Origin of the sequence: Frankia canadensis (assembly GCF_900197875.1) — a bacterium.
Lineage (GTDB): Bacteria > Actinomycetota > Actinomycetes > Frankiales > Frankiaceae > Frankia > Frankia canadensis.
In genome coordinates this window covers 181,191-201,039 of record NZ_FZMO01000001.1, presented here as the reverse complement: position 1 = coordinate 201,039, position 19,849 = coordinate 181,191, and the positions used below count along the sequence as shown (strand labels likewise).

The window sequence follows — 19,849 nt, the reverse complement described above, 5'->3', positions numbered from 1 at the left end:
ACTTTCGCGTTCAATCACCCCAACAGACAGCCACAAAAAGCGGTGCATCCAGGCTGAGCCGGGGGGCGCCCGGGTGATTGACGCGGCTGGCAGCGCCTTGCTGCCTGGCTTCGTCGACGCACATGTGCATTCGTTGGACATCCTGCTGCGCGGCGGAGTCGCCGATGACCGGCCGCTCTACGACTGGCTGGTCAACGTCAACCTGCCGGCGGCGCGGGCCTACCGGCTCGAGGACCACGCGACGGCGGTGCGGCTGTTCTCACTGGAGGCGCTGCGCTCGGGGATCACCACGGTGGTGGACCAGATCGAGGTGCCGTTCGCCGAGTGGGACGAGATCTCCGACGTCGTTGTCGACACCTACGTCCAGACCGGCCTGCGCGCCGTAGTCGGCCAGATGTTCTACGACACCGTCCCGCCCGAGATGGACGCGCTGATGGCGGCGTACACCCGCAAGGAGCCGCAGCTCACCCCGGACCTCGGCGCGCAGCCGGGCGGGCTCGAGGACGTGCTGGCGAAGCTCGAAACGCTGATCAGGCGACACCATGGGAAGGCCGACGGACGGATCTCGTACTGGCCGGCGCCGGGAGTGGCGATCCTCTGTACGGCGGACGCGCTGCTCGGCGCGCAGCGGCTGGCCCGTCGCCACGGGGTGATGACGACAGTCCACGTCGCCGAATCGCCGCTCGACCGGATGCAGCAGGGCATGAGCAGCGTCCAGTACCTCGCGGCGATCGGCTACCTCGCGCCGGACGTGCTGGCGGGGCACTGCGTGCAGGTCGACACGAACGACATCCGCGCGCTGGCGGTGGCCGGCGCGAAGGTGTCCTCCCAGCCGGTCAGCAACCTGTTCCTCGGCAACGGCATCGCGCCGGTGGCCGACATGCAGACCGCCGGCGTCGTCGTCGCGCTCGGCACCGACGACGGGAACTGCAACAATTCGGTAAACTTCCTCGCGGACATGAAGTTCGCCGCGCTGCTGCAGAAGGGCCGGGCCGGAAACCCGGCGGTCCTTGGCGCGGAGAAAGTCCTGGAGATGGCGACGATCGACGGCGCGACGGCGGTCGGCCTGGCGGATGTGATCGGCTCGGTCGAGGTCGGCAAGCAGGCCGACCTGATCCTCGTCGACCTGTCCGGCGCGCACCTGCATCCTCGGCAGAGCACCGCGTCCGTGCTGGTCTACCAGGCCAACGGGACCGAGGTGCACACCGTCGTCATCGCCGGCGAGGTGGTCCTGGAGAACCGGCAGCCGACCTGGCTGGACCCGGACGCGGAGCGGCGCCTCGTCGAGGACGTGGACGAGGCCTCGGCCCGCATCCTCACGGACGCCCGCGTGCGCCCCCGGACCGATCAGACCTGGGTGTCGCGCCGCGCGGTGTAACCCGGCGGCTCGGTGCCGGCGCCGAGCTGGCGTCAGACGAGGTCGGCGACGAGCTCGAGCAGCAGACCCCAGCGGGTACGCAGGTAGATCCAGCGCCGCCCGGCAAGCGGGTGGCCCGGCCCGAGGGCCTGGATGTCGCCGAGCGGCTCGACCCTGCCGTCAGCCCGGATCGCGGCGACGGCGGCGTCCAGGTCGGGCACCCGAAGCGCGAGATGGCTGCCGCCGATGTCGCTCACCCGCGGCGCCTCGCCCCGCTGGTCGGGGGCCGCATACTCGAACAGCTCCAGGTGGCGGCCGGCGAGGTCGACCTTGGCGAGCCGGAACGAGCTGTCGGGGTGGATGCCGAACTGGCGGGCCATCACGTCACTGCCCGGCGGCGGCGCGTAGGCGCGGCGGTAGAGCTCGCGCGCGCCGAACATGTCGGCCAGCAGGGCCACAGCCTCGTCGAGGTCGGGCACGACGATGCCCGTGTGGTCGAGCGCCAGCACGTCGAGCGCCACCCGATCTCCTCCTGGGGCGAACCGATACAGCAGTGAAATAATTATATGATGCGATATATAACATGCTCAGCAACCCGGACCTGACCGGCGCCGCGACCGCCGGCGGCCGCATCAGCTGGCGAGAGCTCGACGGCGTACGGACGCGGATCCTCGACGCCGGCCCGCGCGACGGCCAGGCAGTCGTGCTCCTGCACGGCGTCGGTGGTCATCTCGAGGCCTTCGGCCGACTCGTCTCGGCGCTCGCCGCCACCTTCCGCGTCGTCGCCGTCGATCTGCCCGGCCATGGCTGGTCGGACGCGCCCGACCGCGACTACGAGGTCGACGGCTACCTGCCCCATGTCCACGCGCTCATCGACGAGCTGGGCCTCGGCCGGCCGGACCTGGTCGGCCTGTCGCTGGGCGGCTGGATCGCCGGCCGCCTGGCGATCACAGCGCCCGAGCGGGTACGCCGTCTCGTCCTGGTCGCCCCTGGCGGCGTCCGAGCCGACCCGGCGGTCATGCACGCGCTGCGGACGCTGTCGACGGCCGCCGCGGCGGCGCCGTCGACGGAGTCGGTCCGGGCCCGGCTCGAGTGGCTGATGGCCGACCCGTCGACCGTCACAGACGACCTCGTCGCCACCCGGCTCGCGATCTACCAGCGCCCCGGCCACGCCGAGGCGATGCGTCAGGTGCTCTGCCTGCAGGACCCGGTCATCCGTGAACGCAACCTGATCCCCCCTGCCGAGTGGGCGCGGATCACGGCGCCGACGCTCGTTCTCTGGGGCACCCAGGACGCGACCGGACCCGCGCAGACCGGCGCCAGCCTGGCCGGCTGGATTCCCGGCGCCCGGTTCCGCCAGATCACGGGCGCCGGCCACTGGCCGCAGTTCGAACGGCCCGAGGAGGTCAACTCGGCGATCAGCCGCTTCCTCGGCGCCGCCGACCCGATCGACACACCCAGGGCCAGCTCCGAGGAAGGACGACGATGACGGTCGCACCGCTTCGCCTGACAGGGCCGCCGGCCGGCTACCCCTCCATCGCGGACCTGGTCGAGCAGGTCTCCGCGTCGACAGGTGACCTGGGCAACGCGCTCTCGCTGCCTCCCGGCGTCTACGCTTCGCCGCACTTCTACGAGTTCGAGCGCTCCGCGGTCTTCGCGAACAGCTGGCTGTACCTGTGCCACGTCTGCGCACTCCCGAATCCGGGCGACTACCTGAGCATCACCGTCTCCGGCGAGCCGCTCGTCGTCACCCGTGACCAGGCCGGCGACCTGCACGTCCTGTCCTCGTTGTGCCGGCACCGCTCCTTTCCGGTGGTCGAGGCCGAGGAACGGGGAAACGCCGGGCAACTACGTTGCCCGTACCACTTCTGGAGCTACGCGCTCGACGGGTCGCTGCAGACCGCGCCGAACATGGAGCCGGCGCACAGCCTCGGCGACCTGCGGGCGACGATCTGCCTGCCCCGGTTCCCCGTCACCGTGTGGAACGGCTTCGTCTTCACGCACCTCGGGGAGAACCCCGAGCCGCTGGAGCCGACGCTGGCCCGCCTCGACGGCGAGTTCGCCGCGCACAACACCGCCGAGATGAAGATCGGCGACTCGGTGGTACTACGCGGCCAGCCGTGGAACTGGAAGAACATGCTGGAGAACGCCCTCGAGGCGTACCACACCAGCTTCATCCACAGGGGTTACCACGACAACGCCCCGGCCCGGCTCGTGCAGTTCCTCGGATTCGACGCCGACACCGAGAACGGGATCATGCGGTACGCGCGGTTCCTCAACCCGGACGGCGGTTTCCTCACCGAGGACGGCAAAGCCGCCTTCCCTGTCATCGAGGGGCTGACGGCCGAGCAGCGCGGCCGGACCGTGTACGCCAGCGTGCCGCCGGCGATGTTCGTCTCGATGAAGCCCGACTCGATGATGGTCTTCCGGATCACCCCGGAAGCCCATGACCGGATCACGCTCGCGGTCGACTGGCTGTACCCGGAGGCCACGCTCGCCCAGGAGAACTTCGCCGCGCTGATCGCGCGCCAGCGGGAGTTCTTCGACATCGTCAACGGCCAGGACAGCATGGCCAACGAGCGGATGTTCGCGGCGCTGGGCTCCCGGTTCGCCGCCCGCGGCCCCTACTCGCCGCAGGAGGCGACCCTGCCGCAGTTCAACGCGTGGCTGCTGAAGAAGTACCGCGCCGGCCTGGCCGGGAGTGGCGCATGACGGCGACGGTCCTGGCCGGGTTCCGGCCGCGCCGGCTGGCCCACGTGAACCTGTTCGTCTCCGACCTGGGCCGGTCGTTGGAGTTCTACACGACGGTCTGCGGCCTCACCCCGGTGTTCGAGGAGCCGGGGATCGCGACGGTCTTCCTGTCGAACGGCAACAGCCACCACGACCTGGCGCTGATGGAGATCTCCGAGCAGGCGCGGGTCGGCCGAGACGGCAATGTGCAGGTCTCCCGGGGCCGTGGCCGGGCCGCCGGGCTGAACCATCTCGGCTGGGAGCTGGCCTCCGAGGCGGAGCTCGTCGACGCGATCCGGCGGGTGCGGGCCACCGGCGCCCGGCTGCACCGCACGGTCGACCACCAGATCTCCCACAGCGCCTATCTGTTCGACCCGGACGGCACCTACCTCGAGATGTACGCCGATGCGTCGGACGACTGGCATGCCGTCTACGCGGAGAACAGCGGGCGGCTGATCACGGGGAACTGGGACCCGGAAGGCGCGCCTGCCGACCCGCGTGAGCGGTTCACCGCCGACCCGGACTACACCGTCGTGGATGGCGCCGCGCTGCACCCCCTGTGCACCGCCCGGGCCTGCCTCGCGGTCGCGGACCTGGACAGCGCACTCGACTTCTACCACCGACTCGGCGGACTCACCGTGCTGCGGTCGGGCCCGGAAGGCGCCGTGCTCGGCGGGACCCTCGGCCTGCCGGACCTCACCTTGCTGCGCGCGGGTGACGGGCTCGAGCCGGGCCTGTCGCACTTCGGCCTGCGCCTGCGGGAAGAGGCGGACCTTGCCGCTGGAGCGGCGCGGGCCGCCGCGGCCGGCGTCGAGCCGGTGGCGACTGTCGACGCGGCGCACAAGAAGTCGGTGGTGCTGCGCGACCCGGACGGGGTGCTCGTCGAGTTCCTCGTCCCCAGCGACCCGACAGCCACGCTGCCTGTTCCACGGCCCGCGGCCCGGTTCGCGGCCTGAGGGGCCGACGGTGACGGTCTGGTACCGGCCGGCGGGTCTGCACGAGGCGCTGGAGCTGCTGGCCGCGGGCGGCACCGCCGTCGGCGGTGGCGTCGCGTTGCTCTCCCCGGCGCTGCCGCCCGTCCTGGGCGAGCTGGCGGTGGACGTGTCGGGCGTGCTGCCGTCGGGGCTGCGCGACGGCCAGATCGGGGCGGGCACGACGTTGGCCGAGCTGGCCGCGGACGCGGCGGTGCTCCGCGCCTGGCCGGGCATCGCCGCCGCCGCGGCGGCGATGGCGACCCCGCAGGTCCGCCGGGCGGCGACGGTGGGTGGCACGCTTGGTGCCCGGCTGCCGGGCTCCGACCTTCCGGCCTCGTTACTGGCCTACGACACCGTCGTCGTGACGGCCGCCGCCGGGGCCACCGAGGAGCTGCCCGTCGCGGACTACCTCGCCGCGCCGGTGCCGGCGGCACAGCTGGTCGTCGGGCTGCGGCCGCGGCTGGCCGGCCCCGGCGCCCACCGCAGGTTCGCCCTCCGGGAGGGCCCGAGCCCCGCGATCGCCGTCGCCGCCGGTGCCCGGATCGACGGGGTCGTACGGCTCGCCGCCGGCGCCGTCGGGCACAGCGCGGCCCCGCTGCTGTTCGACGGGGACGAGCCCCCGGACCTGTCCCTGCTGCGCGCCGACGCGCGCGGCTCGGCCGCCTACCGGCGCGCGCTGCTCGCCGTGCTCGCCGCCGAGGTGAGGAGCGCGCTGTGACGGCTGAGGCTGTAGGTGACCGGCCAGTGGCCCGGGAGACGGCGCAGCGGACGATCGACGTCGACGGCCGGGCGATCACCCTCGGAGCCGACCGGCTGGCCCAGCCGCTCGCCGAGACGCTGCGCGCCGCCGGGGTGACGTCGGTGAAGCTGCCGTGCGGGGAGGGGACCTGCGGTGGCTGCACGGTGCTGCTCGACGGGGCCCCGGTCGCCGCCTGCGTGACCCCGTCGGCCCGCGCCGCCGGCCTGCGGGTGCGGACCGCGGCCTCGGTGACCGCTGCCGGACCGGGCGCGACGCTGGCCGCCGAGCTTGCCCGCCGGGGCGCGCTGCAGTGCGGCTTCTGCATCCCCGGGATCGTCTGCTCGTCGGCCGCGCTGCTCGAGCAGCGCGGCGACCTGGACGCCGCCACCGTCCGAGCGGCCCTGGCCGGGCACCTGTGCCGGTGCACTGGCTACGAGGGGATCGTCGACGCGGTGCTGCGGGCGGCCGCCGGCACGCCAGGCGCCGCGGCGACCCGCCAGGACGGGCGGGGGAAGGCCGACGGCTCGCTCCGTTACAGCGCGGACCAGGTGCCCGACGCTCTCGTCGGCCTGCTGCTCACGAGCCGCGGCCCGCACGCGCACGTCACCGTCGAGCCGGGTGATGCCCTCGACGTGCCAGGCGCGGTCGCCGTCTTCGGGCCGGGCGACGCGCCGGCGCGACGGTTCTGCACGAACCCCCATGTCGACGACCCGGTGCTCGCTCCGGCGGAGAACGCGGTGTTCGCCGCCGAGGCCCGCTACGTCGGCGACATCGTCGGCCTGGTGGTCGCCGAGACCGCGCACGCCGCCCGCGAGATGGCCGCCCGGGTGCGCCAGGTCGAGGAACCGCTGCCCGCCGCCCGCACCGTGGCCGAGGCGCTCGCGGACGGCGCCGCCCGGGTCCAGCGAGCCCGGACCGACCTGCCCGGCAACGTCGCGGTCGAGCTCGCGTTCGGCGCCGACGAGGCCGCGGTCAGCGCCGCGCTGGCCGCGGCGCCGGTGACCCACACCAGCACCGTCGAGATCCTCCCCGGGCCGATCGCCGCGCTGGAACGGCCCGCGGCCCTCGCCACCTGGGACGACGGCCGCTGCACCGTCTGGTCGACCTCGCAGACCCCGCAGGTCGTGCGCCGCCGCCTCGCCGGCCTGCTCGGCCTGGACGCGGCCACGGTGGACCTGCGGCCGGTTCCGCTCGGCGGCGGGTTCGGGCTGAAGGAGGAGATGTTCCTCGAACCCGCCGCTGCCCTCGCCTCCCGCGGCTGCGGCGGCCGGCCGGTGCGGGTCGAGCCGACCCGGGCCCAGCTCGGCCGGCTGCGCCGACGCCACGCCGGCACGATCACCATCACGTCGGGCTGCGCCGAGGACGGCGCCGTGTTGGCCCGCGACGTGCGGGTGGTGCTCGACGCCGGCGGTGAGGTCGGCCATTCGGGCCTGGTACTGGAGAACCTGCTGCTGCTCGCGACCAGCCTCTACCCGGTGGCGGTGGGACGGGCCGCGGGCCGCGCGGTGCTGACGAACACGACGAGCTCGGCGGCGTTCCGCGGCTACGGCGCCAGCGAGATCACGTTCGCGCTGGAGACCCATCTCGACGACCTGGCCCGCCGCTTCGGCTCCGATCCGGTCGAGTTCCGGCGCCGTCACGTCCTGCGGGCCGGGCAGGTGGACCCGGTCAACAGCTGGGTCGTCGCCTCGCTGGCCGTCGACGAGTGCCTCGACGCGCTCGCCGCGGCCGGTGACGCCACGGCGGCGCTGCCCCCGGGACAGACGGCGGCCGGCGAGGAGCCGGGGCGGTGGCGTCGAGGTTCGGGCATGTCGATGTTCGCGATCGTCACCGCCGCCTCCAGCGCGGTCCACAAGGACAGCGCGCGGGCCCGCTGCCGGGTCGGCGCGGCCGGGATCGTCGTCGAGACGGTCGTCCCGGACATGGGCCAGGGGATCCACTCGACGCTGGCCGCGGTCGCCGCCGAGCAGCTTGGCCTGCCGGCGGAGCGGGTGGTGCTGTGCCAGGCCGCCGCCGCGGCCGCGCCCGCGGACGAGGGCACGTTCGCGAGCCGCGGCGTCTACCTGACGGGGAACGCGGTCGCCGAGGCGGCGCACCGGCTGACCGCCGCCGCCGAGCACCGGCTCGGCTGGCCGGGCGGCACGCTGCGCTGGACGAACGACGGCGCGATCCGGGCGGACGCCGTCGACGCCCCGGCCGTGCCGTGGTCGGAGCTCGTCGGGCTGGTGGCCGAGGCAGGGGTGATCGCCGAGGACAACGGGCTGGTCGTCGGGGCGCAGCGCGTCGACGTCGCCGTCGACGCGTGGACCGGTCGGCTACGGGTGGAGCGGGTCGTCTCCGTTCACGACGTCGGCAGGGTCCTGGAGCCGGCGCTCGCTCGCGGCCAGGTCGTCGGCGGCGTCCTGCAGGGAATCGGGGTGGCGACCACGGAGCAGGCCCGCCACGACGGCGGCGTGCCGCTGGACGTCCACCTGTTCGACCAGGCCATCCCGACCATGGCTCTCGCGCCGGAGATCCAGGCCGTGTTCGTCGGCGACGGGGCCGCGCGTGGCCGCCTCGGTGCCAAGGGGCTGGGGGAAGCGCCGATGGTCGGGGTTCCCGCCGCGATCGCGAACGCGGTCCGGGACGCCACCGGGGTCCGGCTGACGACGTGGCCGATGACGCCCGAACGCGTGCTCGCCGCGCTTGAGGACCCGGCCCGAAGCCCCAGCCGGGCCGCGAACGCGCCAGCCCCGCCCTGATGGACGGGGTCGTCGCGTGCCTGGGGCTGTTGTGGTCAGCCGGAGATCTGCCGTGGTCAGCCGAACCGGCGGGCCGTGACCCACTCCAGCGCGGCGCAGCCGCCGTAGAGGAGGAGGGCGATGACCACCGTTACGACGACGGCGGCCCACATCATCGGCATCCGGTAGTTGCGCATCGCGACGAGCATGATCGGGCCGATGCCGTTGGAGGAGCCGAGCCACTCGCCGATGACCCCGCCGAGTACCGCGAGCGGGATCGCCGTCTTCATGCCGGTCGTGAGCACCGGCAGAGCCGCCGGAATCCGGGCGCGCAGCAGCGTGTCCCGCCGGGCCGCTCCCAGCGCCGCGCACAGGTCGGCCACCGCGGGGGAGACTGCGGCCAGCCCTGAGACGAGGGCCAGGTAGAGCGGGAAGAACGCCGTGGTGGCGGCCATCGCGGTCGGCACCGTGTCCCGGGAGAACAGGGCCAGCAGGATCGGGGCGATGGCGACGAACGGGATCGCGCTCTCGATCGTCCCGAGCTGGTCGAGGCCGCTGCGCAGGAACGGCAGCAGCGTCGCGAGGACGCCGACGACGACCGCGGCGAGCAGCGCCCAGCCGAACCCCTCGACCGCCTCGAGCATCGTCGCCCCCGCTCCGTCGAGCAGCACCCGGCGCGACGACGCGTCGGCGAAGACCCGGACGACGACGGTCGGCGCGCAGACCGTCGTGCCGAACCACCGCAGCGCCGCGACGGCCTGCCAGGCCGCGAGCAGCAGCACCACGCCGAGGACGGCGAGCGCCGGCCCGGTCACCGGTGACCTCGCGGCGCGTTCACTCATCGGAGTCCACCCCGCCGGTGAGCGCGTCGAGCTCGGCGGTCAGTTCGTCGACCATCGCGTGGAACCTGGCCGAGCGGGTCACGTCCAGGGCGCGAGGCCGGTCGAACGGCACCGTTACGATCTTGCTGATCCGCCCCGGGCGCGGCGAGAGCACCACCACCCGATCAGCCAGCAGCAGGGCCTCCTCGACGTCGTGGGTGACCAGGACAGTCGTGACCGGGTCGGCCATCCAGATCCGCTGCAGCTCGGCGTTCAGCCGTCGGCGCGTCACCGCGTCGAGCGCGCCGAACGGCTCATCGAGCAGCAGCAGGTCCGGCTCCAGCATGATCGACCGGGCGATCGACACCCGCTGGCGCATGCCGCCGGACAGCTGCCTGGGCCGGGCGTCCTCGAAGCCCTTCAGCCCGACGAGCTCGATGAGCTCCGCGATCCGTGCCCTGTCGACCGGACGGTGCGCGACCCGGAAGGGCAGGGCGAGGTTGTGGTAGACCGACGACCAGGGCAGCAGCGCGTTGTCCTGGAACGCCACCCCGAGACGGTGGCGCGCGGCCAGTTCCCGCGGGGGCGCCCCGTCGACCGTGACGGTGCCGGACGTCGGCTCCTCCAACGAGGCCATCATCCGCAGCAACGTGGACTTGCCGCAGCCCGACGGCCCGAGCAGGGCGAGGAACTCGCCGGGGGCGATGTCGAGGCCGACGTCGCGCACGGCCTCGACCGAGCGGCCGCGCCGCATCGGGTAGACCTTGCCGACGCCGGCCAGCGAGATCGGGGCGCCGCGACTCGCCGCCACGGCCGCCACCTGCGCCACCTGGCTCATCACGAACCGGTGTGAAGTTCGGTGAGCAGGGACATGTCGACCGCCTTGGCCGCGTCGATCGTCTTCATCCCGGAGGCCACCATGCCCTTGTAGATCGGCCCGGACAGGTAGTCCGTGTCGATCCACATGTAGCCGTGGGTCTTCGTCGCGTCGCTGGAGGCCAGCGGGAGATAGGCGGCGTTGTGCTCGATCTCGCTCGCCTGGTCCAGCCCGGCGGCCTTGCCGTACGTGGAGACCGCGAGCTTCGGGCCCGCCGTCGGGTCGGCCACGTCGTCGGCGAAGCCCCTGAGGGTCGCGCCGAGGAAGCCCTTGATCGCCGCGCGTTCGCTCGCCAGCTTCGACGTCGTCGTGAAGATCGGCAGGGTGTAGGCGGGGAGCCCGGCGTCGGTGAACGACAGCAGGCCCGGCATATGGCCGGTCTCCTTCTTGTAGGAGAGGACCTCGTCGGTGACGAAGCCGGCGAGCACGTCGACGTCGCCGTTGAGGAGGGAGTCCGGGCCGTAGCCGGTCGGGATGAACTTGTAGTCCGGCTCCAGACCGTTCAGCTTGAAGATCGCATCGAACTTGGTCTGGATGCCCTGCGGGCCGCCCAGGCGCTTGCCCTTCAGCCCCGCGACGGTCGTGATCGGCGCGTCCCACTTCGACATCAGCATGTTGAGGTTCGACTGGTAGAGCGCGCCAACGCAGACCAGCGGGTTGCCGTCGGCGATCGCGGCGACGACCGTCGTGATGTCGGTCGCGATGCCGATGTCCGCCTTGCCTGCCGCGACGATGCCCTCGATCGCGCCGATGTCCGAACCACCGGGGGTCAGCTTGATCGCGACGTTGTTCTGCTTGTAGTAGCCGTTCGTGTCCGCGAGGTAGAGCGGGGCGAATTCGGTGTCCGCGACCCAGCTCAGCTGGATCGAGAGCGTCGTCGCGCCCGCGTTGGTCGTTCCGCTCGCCGACGACGAGCCGCCGCCACAGGCGGCGAGCACCGGGCCCGCCGCGGCCGCGGCGGTGCCGAGGCCGGCGAGCCGCAGCAGGCCGCGCCGCGAGATCGAACCGGTGAGCGGGCTCGGGATGGTGTTCTTCTGAGACATGACGCTCCGGCTGGTAAGGAGAGACGGCGCCGCGTCAGGGCGGCGGCCGCGAGTGTTTGACGATCAGCAAGAAAACGGTGGGATGAGACCGCGGGACAGGCGTCGGCAGGGTCGGTGTCTCTGGGGTCGGCGGGGCTACTCGAAGCGCTCGCTCGCGAGCCGGCAGAGGCCCGACACGATCGAGTAGAGGATCACCGACAGCACGATCGACACGACCGAGCACGCCCATGCTTCGGAGGTGCGGAACGAGGACTGGGCGATGATCAGCCGGTAGCCGAGGCCGCTCGTCCCCATGACCCACTGCGCGAGCATCGCGCCGGCGACGGCGACGACGATCGACACCCGCAGGGAGACCAGCAGGCGGGGCAGGGCGGATGGCACCGCGAGCCGGAAGAAGCGGTCGAGGCGTCGGGCTCCGAGGACTACGAACAGGTCGTCCGCGCCCGCCGGTGTTCGGGCAAGGCCCGAGGCGGTGAACACCATCACGGGAAAGAACGCGATCAGAGCGGTGATGATCACGATGGTCGTCGTGTTGTAGCCGAACACCTTCGCGAGCACTGGCGAGATGGTGGCGACCGGCAGGCACTGGCTGAGCAGTGCCGGCCCGCTGATCACAGCCCGAGCGAGCCGGGAGAACCACGAAACCGTCGCCAGCAGCGCACCGGCGACCGCGCCCACCACGAGGCCACCGAGGACGACCCCGGCGGTGCGCAGCGCGTCGAGCGCGAAGCTGCCCGGGTCGTGGGCGATGAACGTCAGCACCCCTGACGGGTCCGGCGCCACCGCCGGCGGCAGGTGGCCGAGACGCACCCACGCCCACCAGGCCACCAGGATCAGCGCGAGCGGCCACAACGCGTTGACCACCCGGCCCAGCAGGAACAACGCGACACTGGGGCGGCGCCGCGGCGGCGCCAGCCCGGTGGGGACCTCATCCGACGGCTCGGCTGTCGGGAGCCGCGCGGTCGGGGCGACGGTGGCTCTTGCGGACGTTGACGGCGTCACGGCCTCAGCGCCCCCGCTCGGTCACCCAGGCTGGCGGGCGGGAACGGGGCGGTCATCGCGTTCCCGGACCGACCGCGTCGACGAGGTCGGCGACGAGGTCGGCGTAACGGGAGTCGAGCAGGGCCGCGTAGCGCATGTAACGCAGGGTCAGCCAGCGGTTCATCTGCGGGAGGGTGCCCTCCTGCCAGCTGTACCGACCGCGGTTGGCGTAGCGGGAACGCTGGCCCTGCTGCATCCGGGTGTTCGAGTAGATGTCCTGCTCGTTGATCGCCTCGTTGACGTCGTTCTGCATCTGGAACGCCCACTCGAACCCGGGCGCCTTGATGGAGCTCTCCGGGAACAGCCAGCCCATGCGCAAGGTCATCGTGTTCGCGGTCTCGGGCGTGATCAAGAAGTAGAAGACCTGGTCCGGGGTGAAAGCGAAGAACACGGTCGGCAGCACCGAGGCGAACATGACGCGGGTGCGGCGCTGCTCCGAGAGGCCCGGCAGGATCGGCAGCACGGCTCGCCCGGTCGGGTTGAAGCCCGCGTCGATCCAGCGGTAGTTCGTCGGGTGCATGACCTGCCCGTCGGAGTCGTCCCACTCGACGAACTCCGCCATCGAGGCCGGGGCGATGTCGTGGTAGCCCATGTGCACGAACGACGTGTGGTAAGGCTCGAGCGCGTTCTCGTGCATGCCTTTCCAGTTCCAGGGCTGGTTCTTGTACTCCATCGTCTTGACGATCTTCAGGTCGCCGACGTTGTAGGCGGCCATCTCCGGCTCGAGCTTGGCCAGCGTCGGCGCGAGCGGCTCCGCGCCCGGGTCCATGTTCGCGAAGATCATTCCGTGCCAGATCTCGACCTTCAGCCGCGGTAGCCGGGTTTCGGCGCGCAGTTCGGCGATCGGGCAGGTCTGGGTCATCTCGGGGGCCGCGACCAACTGGCCGTCCAGGCCATACGCCCAGTAGTGGTAGGCGCAGCGGAACTGCTTCGCGGTGCCCTTCTCGCCGTCGACGGTGATCGGGTACCCGCGGTGCTGGCAGATCGCGGACATGACCCGCAGCTCGCCGTCCTCGCCGCGGGCGACGATGAGCGGCTCGTCGCCGACCTGGATGGTGAAGAAGTCGCCGGGATTGGCTACCTGGTCGATATGGCCGAGGCACAGCCACTCCCGGGCGAAGATCGCCTCCTTCTCGAAGGCGTAGAACTCCTCGGACGTGTAGACGGCCGCGGGCAGCGTGCGGGCAGTGGTGAAGTCGGTCGACGCCGGGTCGAGCCCGGCGAGGATTGCCTGGACTTCCGGCGTGAGAGCATTCATGGACGGCTCCTCGGGGCGAGGTAACATATATGATCGGTCGTAGTCGCTTCAGCCACGTGTCCGCTGTGGCACGTTTCTGTGACTCGCGACCGCCGCGGACGAGGAGCCGGCCGGGGCGATCAGCTCAGGTTGACGACCGTCGGCTGCTCGCTGTTGCGCGCGACGACGCAGCGGCAGTCGACCTCGTCCGGGTTCTCCTCGCGGTGCACGAGACCGCCGGGGATCACCGCGATCTGCCCCGCTCCCGCGGTGAAGTCCTCCTCGCCCTCGGGCCCGGAAACCAGGAAGCGCATGCTGCCGGAGATGACGCAGACGATCGTGGTCTGGTCCTCGTGATGGTGCGCCACCGAATGGTGGCCCGGCGGCAGGACGCTCACCCCCAGCCACATGCCCCCGGCCGAGACAGCCGTGCCACGCGACAGCGCGCCGGACGCGCCGCCGGCGTCGGCCGCGTTGTCGGCCTCGAGCGCTCCGGTCGCGACGACGCGGCTTCCGCTCGGGTAGACGGTCTGCTCAACCGACGAGCTCATCACCGGCTCCTCTCTGCTGGGTGGTGGCGATGCCCTCGACCTCGATGAGGAACTCCGGGCGGACGAGCCGGGCGACGACCAGCAAGGTGTTGCCGGGCGGCCGGCCGTGCGGGTAAAGATCGGCGAAGATCTCCTCGCGGATCCGGTAGAAGTCCGCGATGTGGTCCGAGTTGACCAGGTAGGTCGTCATCTTCGCGAGCTCGGCCCACGAGCTGCCGGCGGCCTTGAGCGTCTCGCCGAGCAGGCGGAAGACGGTGCGCATCTGCGCCTCGAAGTCCCCGGCGCCGACGGTCTCGCCGTCCGCGTCGACGGAGAGCACGCCACTGATCATCGCGAGGGAGGCCGACGGCGGGCAGATCACGACCGGCGAGTAGTAGCCGACCGTCCTTCCCCCCGTGGAGGCGACAGCGAGGCCGCCGGTCATCGGGCCCCCGCCTGCCCGACGAGAGCGGCACCGGCCGGCACGGCGATGGTGTTGCGCAGCGCGCCGATCTCCTCGATCGTCGTCTCGACCACATCGCCCGCACGGAGGAACTCCGGCGGGCGCCGGGTGAAACCCACTCCGGACGGCGTCCCGGTCGCGAGCACGTCGCCCGGAAGCAGGGTCACATAGCGCGAGATGATCGAGATCTGGTCGGCGATGTCGAACACCATGTCCCGGGTGTTCGCCTCCTGCTTGCGCACCCCGTTGACGGTGAGGGACAGGTCGAGGACCGGTGGGTAGCCAAGCTCGTCGACGGTGACCACCCAGGGGCCGATCGGGGTACAGCCCTCGACGTTCTTGCCCAGGTGCCACTGGGAGTGCCGCTTCTGCGCGTCGCGGGCGGTGATGTCGTTGACGATCGTGTACCCGAAGACGTGGTCACCCGCGGACTCGCGGGGGATGCCTCTGCCGGCCTTGCCGATCACCACGCCGAGCTCGACCTCCCAGTCGAACTCCGTCGAGATCCCCGGGTCCAGCGGCAGCGGGTCGTAGGCGCCGGCCAGGGCCGCCGGCGTCTTGAAGAAGACGATCGGATCCGTGGGCACCGTCTTCTCGAACGCGTCGGCGGATTCGCGCTGGTGCTCGACGTAGTTGATACCCACGCACAGCACGCCTCGACAGGAGGAGGCGACCGGGGGCAGCAGCTGCACCTCGGCGAGCGGGACCGTCAGCCCCAGCGGGTCCGGCGCCGCTGCGGCGAGCAGCTCGTCGAACGACGCGGCGACGGCGTGCACCTGGTCGCCTTGGACGACACCGGTGTACTGGGCGCCCTGGTAGCGGAAGATCGCGACCTTCACGCGGCAACGCCTCCTTGTGGGGACTGCGAACGGTGGACCGGAACTCGGGAAAGGGGGGCAGGGCGCGACGGGTCAGCTGGCTGGCTCCCACAGGCGGTTGACCAGCCAGCCCTCGTCGAACGGGGTGCGGAAGTCCAGGGCCAGGCGCAGGTGCGAGAACTTCCAGATACCGTCGCGGCGCTCGAAGTCGTCGACGTAGGCCCCGGCCTGCCAGAAGGCGCGGTCCCGACCGGCGTTGCAGGCCTGCAGGAGCTTCCAGCGGCCGACGGCCCGGTCGCCGTCGACGGTGATGTTCTCGTTGGTCAGGAAGTGCGCGGTGAACGACATGTTCACGGCGGCGGCCACGAACGACTCGGCGATCGCCCCGCGCCCGACGATCTGGCTGCCGGCCTTCGTAGGCGCATCGCCCTCGAGCGGGCGGTCCGGCAGAGACTCCCAGATCGCGTCCTCCCAGAAGAGGTCCGCGACCGCGCCCCGCAGCCGGTCGTCGAGGCCCTGCATGTAGGCGGCCTTGAGCCCGCGGATCTCGTCGCGGGACTCGATCCGGTCGAGACGGGTCGCCAGGTCGGGCCCCGCCGTCGAGGCTAGCCCGGCTGTCGGTCCATACATCATATAAGAAGTATGAGCACCCTGGATCGGGGACCGTCCAGTACGCACGGGAAGATGTAACTTTTCGTTACATCAGGCAACGTGGGCGGAACGAAGACGTCGGAACATATATGATGCTCGAAGATCGAGTCCGTCTGCGAACGGTGGTGCGTCTTGCCCGACAGCTACAGCCCCGTGCGTCTCACCGATGTGGTCAACCCGCTCACCGGCGAGCGCGCCGATCTGACGATCGAGGTCCCCGGCCCGGCGGGCCCGGCGCCCGCGCCGGCGATCGACGGCAGCGAGCTGTGGGTACTGCCCGGTCTGTACGACGCCGACGCCCACCTGCCGATCCTCACCCGAGGGCTGCGCGAGACCGACCGGTGGCGGGCGCTCGCCGGTGGCGCGACCACGGTGAACACTGCCGTGCCCTGGCACCAGCTCGAGGCGCTCGACCTCGACGTGGTGACCGCCTACTTCGCGTCGACGGCGTTCCCCCAGATCCTGCCGATCCTCTCCGTCGCCTCCGACGTCGACAGTGAGGCGTTCCCGAAGTGGCTGGCGACGTTCGGCGAGCGGATCCGCCAGACCTGGATGCCGACGATCAAGCTGTACTCGGACAACCCGAACTTCTGGCCGAACCTCGAGGCGATCTGGGCCGTGGGCTGCAAGGCGGCGATCTACTTCTACAGCGACGAGGCCTTCGAGGGGGTTCTCGCCTCCCGCGGCGGGCCGGTCCACTTCCGCCACGTCGTCTCCGAGGCGATGAGCGACCGGATCGCCACCCGCCCCAACTCGACGACCCAGACATCACCGCACTTCCTCATCGAACTCCCGGCCGGGCGGCCCGGCGAGCTCCACGTCCTGCCGCCGGTCCCGGACGACGACGCCGCCCGGGCCAGCCTGCTGCGCATCCTCGCCGAGCGGGTCGACCTGATAGCCAGCGACCACAACGCGCCGATCGCCGGCAACACCGGGCCCGGCCTGGAGATCGAGCAGCACCTGCTGCCCGCGCTGCTCACCCTCGTCGAGCAGGGTGCGCTCGACCTCCCGACCGCGATCGCGAAGACGACGACAGCCGCACGGGCGGTGTTCGGCCCCGCGCAGCCCCTCGCCGACGCCCGAATCGTCGTCGATCCTCGGCCGACCGGCCCCGCCGGGCTCTGGCCCGGACAGGAGGCCCGTCGCGCTGCGTTCCGCCACGTGCCGCTCTCCGGCGCAATCGTGGCAGTATTTGACAGCGGCTCCGGTTTCTTCCTGTGACGCGCGCGTACGAAGGTGCCCAGCCTCCCGTCACGGCGGGGCGCTCTAGGACCAGGGGGGTCGAGATCGACGAAAGACCGGCACGCGGGCGCACCAGAAACTCGAAGTCGTCACTGCCCGCGCTCGGCCGCAGCGGCGTCCGCACCGCGCACCGTGACGTCGCCGACCGGCTGCGGCACGCCATCGTCTCCGGCACCATTGCCGCAGGCACCCACCTGGTCCAGGCCGAGCTCGCGAACACCCTCAACGTGAGTGTCACGCCGGTCCGGGAGGCGCTGCGCGACCTGGAGAACGAGGGGCTCGTCGACTTCGACCCGTTCCGCGGCGCCACCGTCCACGCGGTGAGCCTGGACGAGCTCGAGGAGATCTACGAACTGCGCCGGGTGCTCATCCCGCTGGCGATCCGCGAGCGGATCCACACCATCACCGACGAGGAACTCGACGAGGCCGAGCGGCTCACCGACCAGATGACACTCGACGTCGACGACGCCCAGTGGGTCGAGGCAAACCGCGCCCTGCACACCCTGCTCGACGGAGCCTCGAACCTGCCGCACCTGCGCCGGTTTCTGCGCCGTCTGGCGGACATCTCGGCGCTGTACGTCGAACTGTCGGTGACGACGGATCCCGAGCGTCGGCGCCGGGCTCGTAATGACCACAAGGCGCTGATCGCCGCCTACCGGACCCGCAACGCGGAGGCGGTCACCGCGATCACAACCCGCCACCTCAACGACACCGCCGCAGTCGCCGCGGCGGCCCTCAAGGAGAAGAGCACCGAACCCAGGCACGCGGACGACTGACCTGACAGTGACCTGGCAGGGCACTGTTGCGCTGGCGGGGACAGCGGTCGGGCCAGCCGTTCTCGGGCATGATCTCCGCACTCGCTGGGCGGACGAAAGATCTGGTCTAGATAATTGGGTCGGACCACAGCACTTTCGCGTCGGTGATCGATTCGACTTCGGTCCGGGAGTGACCTGGCGCGACGAGTACTACGCGCAGACCGCCCGGGGTGACATCCATGACGGCGTAGTTGGAGATAATCCTGTCGACGACGCCGACACCCGTCAACGGAAGGGTGCAGACCCGGACAATCTTGCTGGAGCTGTCCTTTGCCACGTGATCGGTAAGCACCACGACCCGCCTGGCGCCGACCACGAGGTCCATGGCGCCACCCATACCCTTGATCAACGACCCAGGAACCGCCCAGTTCGCGAGGTCGCCGGTCTGGGATACCTGGAGTGCGCCGAGGACAGCCACGTCGACGTGGCCACCGCGGATCATCGCGAAAGACTCGGCGGAGTCAAAGAAACTCGCCCCACGCACTGCCGTGATGGTCTGCTTGCCGGCATTGATGAGATCGGCGTCCTCCTCGCCTTCGAACGGATATGGGCCCATGCCGAGAAGGCCGTTCTCGCTGTGAAGTGTCACGTGGACTCCGCTGGGGAGGTGGTTCGCCACCAGCGTCGGAATGCCGATTCCAAGATTGACGTAGTCGCCATCGGCGAGCTCAGCGGCGGCCAAGGCCGCCATCTGCTCACGACTCCAGGTCATTGGACGCCTCCGACCTCGTGCGCAGGGTGCGGCCGAACAGTGCGCTGTTCGATATGTTTTTCGGGGCACAGTACTCGCACGACGCGGTCGACATAGATCCCCGGCGTCACGATCACCTCCGGATCGAGTGCCTCCAGGCTGATATTCTCGACCTCGGCAATGGTGACGACCCCCGCGGCGGCGACCAGCGGGTTGAAGTTGCGGGCAGTGCGCCGATAGGTCAGGTTCCCGTATGTGTCGGCCGTGTGGGCATGCACCAGGGACAGGTCGGCCCGGAGTGAACGCTCGAACAGATAGGTCTCACCGTCGAAGACTTCCGTTGGTTTTCCTGTCGCGACGGGCGTGCTCACCCCGGTTCTGGTGTAGAAACCCGCGATACCGGCTCCTCCCGCCCTGAGCCGCTCCGCGAGCGTCCCCTGGGGATTGAACTCGACCTCGATGTCCCCGTTCAGGTACTGGTCCGCGAACATCATGTTCTCGCCGACGTACGACGCGATGACCTTCCGTACCTGCCTGCTCTCCAGAAGGAGGCCGAGCCCGGCGCCGTCCACACCCATGTTGTTGGAGATGACAGTGAGATCCGTTGCGTGGCTGTCATGAAGCGCCCGGATCAGCTCGCTCGGTATCCCGCACAGCCCGAACCCACCGACGGCAATCGTCATGCCGTCGGTCACGACGCTGGTCAGCGTTTCCTGAGCCGTCCGGCACAGTATCGTCTTCACTCGCATTCCGTTCTGTAGCGACCGCCGTGACGACCACGCCGACGGGCCCTGGCCACGAACACCCGGATGGCCGACGCCCGCCGTCGCCGACCATCCGGCCGTTCGTGGGCGCCCGCCGGCCACCGACGCAGGCCGCGTCACCGGGGCCGGTATTTAGGAACCAGCGTCGTGCAAGAGGATCGCGGTCGCCGGACAGATCCCGACGGCTCGTCTCACGAGCGACTCGTCGCCGTCCTCGACGGTCTCGCGCAGGGCGACCACAAGACCGTCGTCGCCCAGGTCGAAGTACTTCTCCGCGACATCGACGCAGTTTCCGGCGCCGATGCAGCGTTCCTGCAGCGCTTCGATCCGTGTCAT

Annotated in this window: 21 protein-coding genes; 8 read left to right on the top strand and 13 right to left on the bottom strand. The window is 71.1% G+C overall.

The genetic code is table 11. The features are described from left to right. A partial coding sequence (locus C1A33_RS00825; protein ID WP_133150531.1) for an amidohydrolase family protein occupies positions 1-1,378 on the top strand: 1,378 nt, incomplete at its 5' end. Positions 1,379-1,410: 32 nt separating this feature from the next. Here the strand turns inward: C1A33_RS00825 and C1A33_RS00820 are convergent. Beyond that, the gene (locus C1A33_RS00820) at positions 1,411-1,878 is read right to left on the bottom strand and encodes a VOC family protein (protein ID WP_165818179.1); all 468 of its coding nucleotides are present in this window, start codon (positions 1,876-1,878) and stop codon (positions 1,411-1,413) included. Between the two features lie 62 nt (positions 1,879-1,940). On the opposite strand from C1A33_RS00820, the gene C1A33_RS00815 reads away from it, so the two are divergent. Genes C1A33_RS00815 through C1A33_RS00795 form a run of 5 tightly spaced genes read left to right on the top strand, consistent with a single transcriptional unit; the run spans position 1,941 to position 8,541 of the window. Beyond that, the gene (locus tag C1A33_RS00815; RefSeq protein ID WP_101829599.1) at positions 1,941-2,846 is read left to right on the top strand and encodes an alpha/beta fold hydrolase; all 906 of its coding nucleotides are present in this window, start codon (positions 1,941-1,943) and stop codon (positions 2,844-2,846) included. Beyond that, positions 2,843-4,069 (top strand): aromatic ring-hydroxylating oxygenase subunit alpha, encoded by a 1,227-nt coding sequence (locus tag C1A33_RS00810; protein WP_101829598.1) that lies wholly within the window; start codon positions 2,843-2,845, stop codon positions 4,067-4,069. The genes C1A33_RS00815 and C1A33_RS00810 overlap by 4 nt, the downstream gene beginning before the upstream one ends. Next, complete coding sequence (locus C1A33_RS00805; RefSeq protein ID WP_101829597.1) at positions 4,066-5,043, top strand: VOC family protein; 978 nt, start codon at positions 4,066-4,068, stop codon at positions 5,041-5,043. The genes C1A33_RS00810 and C1A33_RS00805 overlap by 4 nt, the downstream gene beginning before the upstream one ends. Before the next feature lie 10 nt (positions 5,044-5,053). Then, on the top strand, positions 5,054-5,779 hold the full coding sequence (locus tag C1A33_RS00800; protein WP_165818178.1) for an FAD binding domain-containing protein: 726 nt from the start codon (positions 5,054-5,056) through the stop codon (positions 5,777-5,779). Continuing rightward, entirely contained in the window at positions 5,776-8,541 is a 2,766-nt protein-coding gene (locus C1A33_RS00795) for a molybdopterin-dependent oxidoreductase (protein WP_101829595.1), read from the top strand. Before C1A33_RS00800 ends, C1A33_RS00795 begins: the two co-directional genes overlap by 4 nt. Before the next feature lie 56 nt (positions 8,542-8,597). On the opposite strand, the gene C1A33_RS00790 is transcribed toward C1A33_RS00795, so the two are convergent. From C1A33_RS00790 to C1A33_RS00750, 9 genes are all read right to left on the bottom strand, one after another. Then, the gene (locus C1A33_RS00790; protein ID WP_101829594.1) at positions 8,598-9,362 is read right to left on the bottom strand and encodes an ABC transporter permease; all 765 of its coding nucleotides are present in this window, start codon (positions 9,360-9,362) and stop codon (positions 8,598-8,600) included. Next, complete coding sequence (locus tag C1A33_RS00785; RefSeq protein ID WP_101829611.1) at positions 9,355-10,179, bottom strand: ABC transporter ATP-binding protein; 825 nt, start codon at positions 10,177-10,179, stop codon at positions 9,355-9,357. Before C1A33_RS00785 ends, C1A33_RS00790 begins: the two co-directional genes overlap by 8 nt. Further along, positions 10,179-11,261, bottom strand: a complete 1,083-nt coding sequence (locus C1A33_RS00780) for an ABC transporter substrate-binding protein (protein WP_101829593.1) — start codon at positions 11,259-11,261, stop codon at positions 10,179-10,181. Before C1A33_RS00780 ends, C1A33_RS00785 begins: the two co-directional genes overlap by 1 nt. A 135-nt stretch (positions 11,262-11,396) precedes the next feature. Further along, complete coding sequence (locus tag C1A33_RS00775) at positions 11,397-12,263, bottom strand: ABC transporter permease (protein WP_101829592.1); 867 nt, start codon at positions 12,261-12,263, stop codon at positions 11,397-11,399. Positions 12,264-12,315: 52 nt separating this feature from the next. Then, positions 12,316-13,560, bottom strand: coding sequence for an aromatic ring-hydroxylating oxygenase subunit alpha (locus C1A33_RS00770; protein ID WP_165818177.1), 1,245 nt, complete (start codon positions 13,558-13,560; stop codon positions 12,316-12,318). A gap of 119 nt (positions 13,561-13,679) precedes the next feature. Continuing rightward, positions 13,680-14,090: a cupin domain-containing protein gene (locus tag C1A33_RS00765; protein ID WP_101829590.1), complete on the bottom strand. Its 411-nt coding sequence runs from the start codon at positions 14,088-14,090 to the stop codon at positions 13,680-13,682. Further along, positions 14,074-14,514: a RidA family protein gene (locus C1A33_RS00760; protein ID WP_101829589.1), complete on the bottom strand. Its 441-nt coding sequence runs from the start codon at positions 14,512-14,514 to the stop codon at positions 14,074-14,076. The genes C1A33_RS00765 and C1A33_RS00760 overlap by 17 nt, the downstream gene beginning before the upstream one ends. Then, a complete protein-coding gene (locus tag C1A33_RS00755) occupies positions 14,511-15,371 on the bottom strand; it encodes a fumarylacetoacetate hydrolase family protein (RefSeq protein WP_101829588.1) in 861 nt (286 codons plus the stop codon). Before C1A33_RS00755 ends, C1A33_RS00760 begins: the two co-directional genes overlap by 4 nt. Positions 15,372-15,443: 72 nt before the next feature. Beyond that, the gene (locus C1A33_RS00750) at positions 15,444-15,983 is read right to left on the bottom strand and encodes a nuclear transport factor 2 family protein (protein WP_101829587.1); all 540 of its coding nucleotides are present in this window, start codon (positions 15,981-15,983) and stop codon (positions 15,444-15,446) included. A 150-nt stretch (positions 15,984-16,133) separates the two neighbouring features. On the opposite strand from C1A33_RS00750, the gene C1A33_RS00745 reads away from it, so the two are divergent. Both C1A33_RS00745 and C1A33_RS00740 read left to right on the top strand, forming a co-directional pair. Beyond that, complete coding sequence (locus C1A33_RS00745) at positions 16,134-17,222, top strand: amidohydrolase family protein (RefSeq protein WP_101829586.1); 1,089 nt, start codon at positions 16,134-16,136, stop codon at positions 17,220-17,222. Then, positions 17,219-18,019 carry a GntR family transcriptional regulator gene (locus C1A33_RS00740; RefSeq protein WP_101829585.1) on the top strand — a complete coding sequence of 267 codons (801 nt, stop codon included), beginning with the start codon at positions 17,219-17,221 and terminating at the stop codon, positions 18,017-18,019. Before C1A33_RS00745 ends, C1A33_RS00740 begins: the two co-directional genes overlap by 4 nt. 106 nt (positions 18,020-18,125) lie before the next feature. Here the strand turns inward: C1A33_RS00740 and C1A33_RS00735 are convergent, their stop codons facing one another. The 3 genes from C1A33_RS00735 to C1A33_RS00725 all read right to left on the bottom strand — a co-directional run bounded on the left by C1A33_RS00735 (position 18,126) and on the right by C1A33_RS00725 (position 19,849). After that, positions 18,126-18,770 (bottom strand): 3-oxoacid CoA-transferase subunit B, encoded by a 645-nt coding sequence (locus C1A33_RS00735; RefSeq protein ID WP_101829584.1) that lies wholly within the window; start codon positions 18,768-18,770, stop codon positions 18,126-18,128. Further along, positions 18,767-19,492 carry a CoA transferase subunit A gene (locus C1A33_RS00730; protein WP_279354576.1) on the bottom strand — a complete coding sequence of 242 codons (726 nt, stop codon included), beginning with the start codon at positions 19,490-19,492 and terminating at the stop codon, positions 18,767-18,769. The genes C1A33_RS00735 and C1A33_RS00730 overlap by 4 nt, the downstream gene beginning before the upstream one ends. A 153-nt stretch (positions 19,493-19,645) precedes the next feature. Then, positions 19,646-19,849, bottom strand: a complete 204-nt coding sequence (locus C1A33_RS00725) for a ferredoxin (protein WP_101829582.1) — start codon at positions 19,847-19,849, stop codon at positions 19,646-19,648.